This is a genomic window from Moorena sp. SIO4G3 (genome assembly GCF_010692305.1).
Classification (GTDB): domain Bacteria; phylum Cyanobacteriota; class Cyanobacteriia; order Cyanobacteriales; family Coleofasciculaceae; genus Moorena; species Moorena producens_A.
Genome location: NZ_JAAHIG010000371.1, coordinates 1 through 8,404, shown reverse-complemented (window position 1 = coordinate 8,404; position 8,404 = coordinate 1). Strand labels below are relative to the sequence as shown.

Annotated in this window: 6 protein-coding genes; 3 read left to right on the top strand and 3 right to left on the bottom strand. The window is 46.0% G+C overall.

Going from position 1 to position 8,404, the window contains the following annotated elements; translation table 11 throughout:
- Positions 1 to 61: 61 nt before the first annotated feature.
- Both F6J99_RS36865 and dnaG read left to right on the top strand, forming a co-directional pair.
- Entirely contained in the window at positions 62 to 664 is a 603-nt protein-coding gene (locus tag F6J99_RS36865) for a Uma2 family endonuclease (protein WP_293120692.1), read from the top strand.
- A gap of 170 nt (positions 665 to 834) precedes the next feature.
- The gene (gene dnaG / locus F6J99_RS36860) at positions 835 to 2,802 is read left to right on the top strand and encodes a DNA primase (protein WP_293120690.1); all 1,968 of its coding nucleotides are present in this window, start codon (positions 835 to 837) and stop codon (positions 2,800 to 2,802) included.
- Positions 2,803 to 2,958: 156 nt separating this feature from the next.
- Here the strand turns inward: dnaG and F6J99_RS36855 are convergent, their stop codons facing one another.
- A complete protein-coding gene (locus F6J99_RS36855; protein ID WP_293120688.1) occupies positions 2,959 to 3,126 on the bottom strand; it encodes a hypothetical protein in 168 nt (55 codons plus the stop codon).
- Between the two features lie 130 nt (positions 3,127 to 3,256).
- On the bottom strand, positions 3,257 to 3,856 hold the full coding sequence (locus tag F6J99_RS36850) for a hypothetical protein (protein WP_293120686.1): 600 nt from the start codon (positions 3,854 to 3,856) through the stop codon (positions 3,257 to 3,259).
- Between the two features lie 280 nt (positions 3,857 to 4,136).
- Here F6J99_RS36850 and F6J99_RS36845 point away from each other — a divergent pair, with 280 nt between their 5' ends.
- A complete protein-coding gene (locus F6J99_RS36845) occupies positions 4,137 to 8,297 on the top strand; it encodes a filamentous hemagglutinin N-terminal domain-containing protein (RefSeq protein ID WP_293120684.1) in 4,161 nt (1,386 codons plus the stop codon).
- On the opposite strand, the gene F6J99_RS36840 is transcribed toward F6J99_RS36845, so the two are convergent.
- On the bottom strand, positions 8,290 to 8,404 hold a 115-nt coding region (locus F6J99_RS36840; protein WP_364305990.1), incomplete at its 5' end, for a transposase. The two genes, F6J99_RS36845 and F6J99_RS36840, sit on opposite strands and share 8 nt — an antisense overlap.

Below are 8,404 nucleotides of genomic sequence, written 5' to 3'. Positions count from 1 at the left end.
ACGAGCCCGTCGATAAACTCTCTAAAAACTCCCCACAGTGCCCGAAGCCAGGTAATTAGTCATGACAGTAGCCACCACACCTGTTGATACCAGTCCGATTGTGCTGAGGATGCCCCCAGCACTGGCTATGGATGATGACCAGTTCTTGGAATTTTGTCAGATTAACCGGGAATTACGCATTGAACGTACATCGGCAGGGGAAATCATTATTATGTCTCCAACGGGGGGAGTGACAGGAAACCGAAATTTCAAACTAATTCAACAGCTTGCCAACTGGACGGACGAAGACGGTACAGGCATTGGCTTTGATTCCTCTACTGGTTTCAAGCTTCCCAATGGTGCAGAACGTTCCCCTGATGCTGCGTGGATTAAGCTAGAGCATTGGGATACCATCCCAACTGAGAAACAGGAAAGGTTTGCTCCCATCTGTCCTGATTTTGTGGTGGAGTTACGCTCTCCTAGTGACAAGCTACAAACCTTGCAAAATAAAATGACCGAGTATATCGATAATGGCGCAAAGCTCGGCTGGCTGATAGACCGCAAGCATCGAGGGGTCTATGTTTATCGTCCTGGGGTGGAAATTGAACAGTTAGACAATCCTGCTACTGTTAGCGGTGAGGCAGTTTTGCCTGGTTTTGTGCTGAAGCTCTCGAAAATCTGGTAAGGGTCTTAATAGAATGCGCGAATTTAGAATGCGCGAATTTAGAATTACATTCTTCTTTATTTGATCACCAAACCTTTTCCCTATGCATCCCCCCCTGCTTCGCGCTACTCGGGGGAATTTCGCGAATTCTATTAAAAACACCCTGTTGATTGTAACCACGTAATCGAGCAATGAACATTCCACGGCTACACCCAAACACTATTGAAGCAGTTAAGGAACGGTCTGACATTGTGGATGTCATCTCGGAGCATGTGGTATTGCGCAAGCGTGGCAGAGACCATGTCGGTCTGTGCCCTTTCCATGAGGAAAAAACTCCCAGTTTCACTGTCAGTCCCTCTAAACAACTGTATTACTGCTTCGGCTGCCAAGCTGGGGGGAATGCGATTAAATTCCTGATGGAAATTGGCAAGCACTCTTTCTCAGATGTGGTGCTGGATTTAGCACAGCGCTACCAGGTTCCAGTCCAAACCCTGCAACCGGAACAGCGGGAGCAATTACAACGGCAACTTTCTCTACAAGAGCAACTCTACGAGATTCTGGCCTTAGCCACAGCTTTCTATCAACATGCCCTCAGACAACCCCAAGGACAACAGGCCCTAGAGTATTTGCACGGTCAAAGGGGTCTGAGTGAGGAAACCATCATTACCTTCGAGCTAGGGTATGCTCCAGCTAGTTGGCAAACCATCTACCGCTATCTGGTGGAACACAAACGGAAGCCAGTTAAGCTAGTTGAGCAAGCGGGATTGATTAAGCCTCGGGACAATGGTGGGTATTATGATGGCTTTCGCGATCGCATTATGATTCCCATCCACGACACCCAAGGTCGAGTGATTGGCTTTGGTGGTAGAAGTCTCGGGGATGAGCAACCGAAATACCTCAACTCCCCAGAAACTCCCCTGTTTGATAAAAGTAAAACCCTCTTTGCCCTAGATAAAGCTCGTAATTCCATTACCAAGCAAGACCAAGCTGTAGTGGTGGAAGGGTATTTTGATGCGATCGCACTCCATGCTGCAGGAATTACTAATATAGTTGCCTCCCTTGGTACCGCTTTTAGTTTAGATCAAGTCCGGCAACTATCGCGCTATACTGAATCGAAGCAAATTGTGCTCAACTTTGATGCGGATGCTGCTGGTACCACTGCTGCCCAAAGAGCTATTGGAGAAATGGCTAACCTAGCTTACCAAGGACTTGTCCAGCTAAGGGTACTCAACCTACCGGATGGCAAAGATGCTGATGAATTCCTCAAATCCGCTCCTGACGCTACGGAAAAATACCAACAACTGTTGCTCAATGCTCCCTTGTGGCTGGATTGGCAGATTAATCAACTCCTGATTGGCAAAAACCTCCAACAAGCCAATCAATTTCAGCAAGTCGCCCAAGCTATGGTTAAGTTACTCAAGCAACTGGACGACATTAATCAGCTCACTTATTATATTAACTACTGTGCTCAAATTCTCAGTCAAGGACAAGGGAAACTAGTCTCTCTCTACATCGAAAATTTACAAACTCAACTCCAAAAACCCCTGAGAGCTGCCTTTAAGAAATCCTCACCTCGGTTAAAGAAACCGAAACAACAGGGTAATCAAGACTCAAACCTACCTGTTGGTAAAGAACGTACCCTTTTAGAACGAGCAGAAGCCTTACTATTACGGATTTATTTACACTGTCCGGACTATCGACAAACAATTATTGATACTCTAGACCAGGCAGATTTACTGTTTAGTCTTTCTCACCATCGATTCTTGTGGCAACAAATTATTGAACTGCAAGGGATAGGGACACAGTTTCACACTAGCACCCCTGAACAGCTAATCTCCCGTTTACAAGACCGGAGTTTACAATTTCCTAGGGAAATGACTCAAGTCGCTCATCTTTTTCATCTTGACGAAGCCTGTACAGAAGATATTTTGCGAGCCCCGATGGTAATACAGGCAGCAGCAGCTTCCCTAGAAATAGTAGCCTTGGAAAAACATCGGCGCTATTGTTTAGAGCAATGGCAAAAAATTGACCTTAGTAATGATTCGCAACGTAAGCAATACTATTGGCAGGAATGTCAAGATGCTAATCGCAGGCTGATCGAGTTAGAGAAGATACGTCAGGTCGGTATTTCCGATCTATTAACTATAAATTCATTATAGAATTGGCGTTGCTTCATAATGGAATGATTTGAATAGTTTTGTGGAATGGGCATCAGGGGTGGAAGCGATGCAGCGCGGTCTTGGGGAGGCAGCGCGGTCTTGGGGGTTCCCCCGGAGACGAAACCTGTTTATTGTGGAGCCTTTATAGTTAGCAGGTTATGCAGAAAAGGGTTCAATATTTGTTAATAGCGTGATTTGCGCGGTCTTGGGGGTTTCCCCCACTCGCGCTTTGCATGGCTGACAAGGCTCCACTATCTTACGGTAACTTGGCCGTAGGCCACGCTTGGCCGTAGGCCACGCCAAAGGCGAACGCGAACAAACCATGAGCGACTGCCGTGGTTTCCCCCACTCGCGCTTTGCATCAAGACACAGGCATCTTGCCTGTTACATTTTTCGGGCAGGCAGGATGCCCACCCAACTCCTATTCATTCCTTAATTCAGCAACGCCAATATATCAATAATTGCGATGATATCGATCATTATCTCTGTATCCTGCATTGTCTATGTTATTGTTACCATTTCGATTTCCAGGAAATGTCTGAGGGTCAGTCACGCACCGGAAAGAGCGAGGTCTTCCGTCCCGAAAATCTTTTGTCCCACCACCACAGACAAATTTTTCATTAATCTGTTGACCATTAATCGTGCCTTTTACCCGAAAACCGTAAGCACCGTCATGGGTAGGTTTGAACCAAGTATTATAACGGTTTTCAGTACGGAAGGCTTTTCGGAGTTCACCCTTCAGTTTGGCTTTACGAATCACCTGAGCATCAAACTTATCTTCTTTGAGATACAGCACATAGACATCAAGATCTATTTTGTCTTCCTTGTCTGTGTCTACAGGAGAGTCATCAGCAGCATTGCGAAGAATAACATCAACCGCATTCACCACATCCTCAAAAGCTGGTTCGTTTCTAAAGCCAACAGTGACTTTATATGCTCCCACCACTCTTGTTTCATGAGCGCGAGCTGGGATTGCAGATAGCGCCATCATGCCAATCAGTGCCGCCGTTTTACAGGCAGATTTAATATGACGAATTGTCAAAGAAAGTGTCATCGAATATATTTGAATAGTATCAACATACTGTGCCTTTCCTATTCAAATCTATTTTTATCAATTATCTTATTAAATTTTGATTAAAATCATCTTTTAACTAACATATCGCACTTCACCATGTAGTATTAATAGAACACGGAAGCGGCAATGAAACAGCCCTGGGGCTAGGCAGGCGAAATTTGCTGTAATTGAAGGTACCAGCTCTGAGTTCATCACAGGTGTTCCTCTGACCAACAGTGCCGGGAACTCTAAGACTGAGAGTAATCGGCCAGAGCTATCCATGAAATCCGTATGCATCCCCCAATCCCACAAAGCTAATCCCCTCACAGAAAGCCTACCCAGAGAACCGATTTCACTAATGCAATTGGGATTAGTGGGATTACTCGAAGTTAGTAGTGTATGTTTATTACTCGCCTCACCTACCCTCGCTCAAATTACCCCAGATAGCACTTTGGGGAATGAAAATTCTCAGGTTACTCCCAATCAGACTATCCGTGGTGCAGCAGCAGATTTAATCGAAGGGGGAGCCATACGAGATAGTAACTTATTCCATAGTTTTCTGGAATTTAATGTTGGTAATGGTCAACGAGTGTATTTTGCTAATCCCGATGGTATTACTAATATTTTGACTCGTGTCACTGGCAACAACCTCTCTCAAATTCTCGGCACCTTAGGAGTAAACGGTAGCGCTAATTTATTCTTGCTTAATCCCAATGGTATTAACTTTGGAACCAATGCGAGCTTAGATGTCGCAGGCTCCTTTGTGGCTAGCACTGCTGATAGTGCGGTATTTGACAATGGTTTCAACTTTAGCGCTAGTGATCCAAATGCCCCACCATTGTTAACTATCAATATTCCCATGGGTTTGCAATATGGTAGCAATCCTGGCTCAGTAAACGTTACAGGAGCTACTTTAGGCATCGAGACGGGGCAAACCATGAGCTTACTTGGGGGTGAGGTGAATCTCAATGGTGCCACCCTTCAAGTGCCAGGGGGACGGGTAGAATTAGGAGGATTATCCAGTCGAGGAACTGTTGCACTCAATGGGGCAACATCCGTTAGTTTTCCCGATGGAGTCCAACGAGCTAATGTTTCGTTGACCAACGGTAGCTTGGTAGATGTCACTTCAGTCAATGGCGGCAATATTGCCATCAATGGTGCGAATTTCGAGATGTCTCAATCCACTTTACAAGCTGGATTGACTTCAGGGACATCGATACCAGATGCAATAGCTGGCAATATTACCATTAACGCTCTTGGCAATACTAATCTTAGTGACAGGAGTTTGATTGCTAATGATTTACTAATAGGTGCTATCGGCAATGGTGGAAACATTCAGCTAACCACTAGCGCTATTACTATCACTGGTGGCTCAAGAGTTCAAACCGTTACCAATGGCAATGGCGCATCAGGAGATATTGAGATTAATGCTAATGGTGCGATTAATATCTCCGGTTTTACTGAAGATGGCTTATTTAGTGGGATTCTGACTCGTTCCGCTGCTGACACTAGTGGCACAGGAGGCAACATTACTATTAATAATGCCCAAGGGTCACTCAATCTAGCTAATCGGGGGTTTATCGGTACAGTTACCAACAGTAGTAGTAATGGCGGTGCGATCGCACTGGATCTCAATACCTTAGTCCTGGAAACTGGTGGACAGATTGTCACGGCTACTACCAACCTAGGTAATGCTGGAGATATCACCATTAATGCTAGCGAAAGCGTTACTATCTCTGGAGAGAGTCGGGATTTTGTCCCTAATCCTTTCCTAGAGTTAGATACCTTTGACTTAAATGCTCTAGAGTTTATTACTGAACCGAATCCCAACGTGGCGGAATCCGGACCTGGGGGAATTCCCTATGTGTCGATTGAACGGACTCCAGAACAGATTATTAATGGCACAACTGTATTGGGGGCAGCGGAAAATCAAGTTGATTACTTCTCCTTCAGCATTACCACTCTTCACAGTCGAGCTATTTTCGACATCGATAATGGCTTGACAGGGGAAGAAGGCGACATAGATACCAGGATTTACCTGTTTAATCTTGGTACAGGAGAATTATTAGAGGTCAATGAGGATTCTTTGGCCGCTGATGGTGCCGGTGGCAGTATAGACGTCTTTGACAATTTTAGCCTCGACTCCTTAATTGATACCACTATCACTGAACCAGGGGTTTACTTACTCGGAGTTGGTGTATTCCAGTCTACTGCTAGGAATAATCAATTGATCGAAGGCCCAACCCCACTGGTGGGGGAAACTTACACCTTGCAAGTATCTTTAGAAAACCTTGGCACTCAGGGAGTCTCGTTACCGGAAGACCGATTCAATCCGGCTAACTTTAATCCGAATGTCGAAGCTAGGAGCGGCTTATTTTCGGAATCATTTGGCACAGGCCATGGTGGCAGCTTAACGATTAATACTGACAAATTGATACTGAACAATGGTGGCAGAATTTCCACCGATACCTTTGATGCAGGTGCTGGTGGTAATATTACCTTAAATGTGGGCTCATGGCTGGAAGTCAATCCATCAACCTTAATCTCAAGCATTGCCCGGGGTAGGGGCAATGCGGGCAACCTCAGGATTGATACCAAACAATTGCAGGTGATCGGGGGTATTCTAAGTACCAACACCTTGAGCTCAGGTAATGCTGGTGAGATTATCATTACCGCGAAAGAATCTGTGATGCTGGGAGGAACAAGCTCTGAAGAGCGTGGGCACATCCGGAGCAACGCCGAATCTGAAGCAACTGGCAAAGTTGGGAAGGTGGTTGTTGAAACTCCAGTTTTGCAGTTGCATGATGGTGCTCAGATCACCTCGATTAATCGGGGGGATAATAGGGATGGGGGCAGTGTAACGGTTAGAGCTAACGAAGTCTCAGCCATTGGTGGCTCACCTGATGGTCTATTTCCCAGCGCCTTGTTTACACGTACACAGGGCACCGGCCCTGGCAGCAATTTAACCATTGAAACTGAGCGTTTGGTGATCAATGATGGAGCAATATTTTCCTCTGATACCACTGGAGCTGGGAATGCCGGAAATATTGAGGTGTACGCCTCGGAGTCCATAGATGTGATTGGCACTGATGCTAGTGGTACAGGCTCTAGCGGGCTATTCACGAGTGCACTCGTTATTGGTGGTACTAGGGATGAAATTGCTGGGAATGGGGGCAATCTACTGATTGAAACTGGGCGTTTGCGAGTGGCAGAAGGGGGACGTCTCCAAGCCTCTGCGGTTGGTCCTGGCAATGCTGGCAATATTACCATTCGGGCAACTGAGGTAGAGGTCAGTGATGCTCTTGTTGATTTTACTGGCACTGTAAGTGGTGTGTTGGTTTCCGTGGATCCAGGAGCCACTGGCGATGGCGGTCAATTAAGCATAGATGCTGAACGCTTGCATATCTTTGATGGTGGACAGGTGATTGCTTCTAGCTCAGGGGATGGTCAAGCTGGCGAGATCATCCTCAATGTTAATGACATAGAAGTCACTGGTATTTCAGAGGACGGTCGGTTTCCTAGTCAGATTGCTGCCTTCTCAGAGGGTAACTCTCCTGCGGGTTCGGTGACCATTACCAGCAATAACTTGACCGTTCGCGATCGCGCCGAAATTTCCGTCAGTGCTCGTGGTAATGGGGAGTTAGCTGAGGCCGGTAATCTCGACATTACTGCTGAATCGATTGTATTAGACGGGGGCGCTACCCTTTCTGCGGAAGTCAGTGCTGGGGATAAGGGCAATATTAACCTGGATTCCGAGCTAATCTTGATGGGCGATCGCAGTAACATCACTACCAATGCCGAAGGTGCTGCCACTGGTGGTAACATTACTATTGATACTAACTTGCTAGTTGCCCTTGAAAATAGCGATATCACTGCCAATGCTGAAGATAGCTTTGGCGGACGAGTAATTATCAATGCCTTAGGCATTTTTGGCACTGAATTTCGAGAACAACTTACCCCAGATAGTGATATTACCGCCTCTTCTCAACTGGGAGCTTCCTTTAGCGGTACTGTGGAAATTAATGCACCATACGCTGACCCTAGCGCTGGATTATTCGAGCTACCGTCCACTTTTGTTAATCCCAAACTCCTAGTTGCCACTGGTTGCGGTACCGATGAGGGCAATCGATTTGTCCAAATTGGGCGGGGTGGCTTACCCACAGACCCCACTAAACCGCTTCGGGGTCAAACCCTGTGGATGGATTTACGTCCATTACCTCGCCATATCGCTCGCCGTAGGAAAAATCGTGTACATGCTGCTAATGCTTCTAGTGCTGCTAAGCCTAATGCGGTTAACTCACGTCGGTCTAGAATTGTTGAAGCTAATCGATGGATTATTAATAAGGACGGAGTAGTAGAGTTAGTGGCGGATTCAGTTCAGTCGAGTCCTTTTATTTCGTGGTTTTCACCTTATTATTGCCTAGGGCGTGTCATCAATTAAGCCAGATAACAGTAGCAGCAAGATAAATTGCCCCGAGAAAGTTTATTGCTCGCTTATCATAACGTGTCGCGATTCCTCGATATTGTTTGAGTTGGGCAAAGAAATTC

Bases quoted from the DNA above. Each gene is read 5' to 3' on its own strand.
- F6J99_RS36845 (WP_293120684.1), top strand. From the start codon at position 4,137: ATGAAATCCGTATGCATCCCCCAATCCCACAAAGCTAATCCCCTCACA.
- F6J99_RS36855 (WP_293120688.1), bottom strand. From the start codon at position 3,126: ATGGTTTGTTCGCGTTCGCCTTTGGCGTGGCCTACGGCCAAGCGTGGC.
- dnaG (WP_293120690.1), top strand. From the start codon at position 835: ATGAACATTCCACGGCTACACCCAAACACTATTGAAGCAGTTAAGGAA.
- F6J99_RS36850 (WP_293120686.1), bottom strand. From the start codon at position 3,856: ATGACACTTTCTTTGACAATTCGTCATATTAAATCTGCCTGTAAAACG.
- F6J99_RS36865 (WP_293120692.1), top strand. From the start codon at position 62: ATGACAGTAGCCACCACACCTGTTGATACCAGTCCGATTGTGCTGAGG.